Consider the following 683-nt stretch of genomic DNA (forward strand, 5'->3'; position numbering starts at 1 on the left):
TTCCAGTTCCCGACGGTGGTCGGCGGCGTGGTGCCGGTCGTCAACGTGCCGGGCGTGAAGCCGGCTGAACTGACGCTGTCGGGCGAAGTGCTCGGCGACATCTACCTGGGCAAGATCAAGAAGTGGAACGATCCGGCGATCGTCGCACTGAACCCGAAGGTCAAGCTGCCGGATACCGACATCGCCGTGGTTCGCCGCGCCGACGGTTCGGGCACCAGCTTCATCTGGACGAACTACCTGTCGAAGGTCAACCCGGACTGGAAGTCGAAGGTCGGTGAAGGTTCGACGGTCAACTGGCCGACCGGTACGGGCGGCAAGGGCAACGACGGCGTCGCCGCTTTCGTGCAACGTCTGCCGGGCGCAATCGGCTACGTGGAATGGGCATATGCGAAGCAGAACCACATGACGTACGTCGCGCTGAAGAACTCGGCGGGCGCGGTGGTCGAGCCGAAGACGGAAACGTTCAAGGCAGCGGCAGCGGGCGCGGACTGGTCGAAGTCGTTCTACCAGATCCTGACGGACGAGCCGGGCAAGAACGCATGGCCGATCGTCGGCGCGACATTCGTGCTGCTGCACACGGCGCAGGACAAGCCGGCGCAAGGCGCCGAAACGCTGAAGTTCTTCGACTGGGCGTTCAAGAACGGCACGCAGGCCGCGAACGATCTGGACTACATCTCGCTGCC

1 protein-coding gene is annotated in these 683 nt (G+C 64.0%); it reads left to right on the forward strand.

Annotated features, from left to right (window positions below; all coding sequences use genetic code 11):
• Positions 1–683, forward strand: a 683-nt coding sequence (pstS, locus tag HV744_RS36670) for a phosphate ABC transporter substrate-binding protein PstS (protein ID WP_175154101.1), incomplete at both ends; no start/stop codon positions are given.

The sequence above is a fragment of the Paraburkholderia ultramafica genome (genome assembly GCF_902859915.1).
GTDB classification, from domain to species: Bacteria; Pseudomonadota; Gammaproteobacteria; order Burkholderiales; family Burkholderiaceae; genus Paraburkholderia; species Paraburkholderia ultramafica.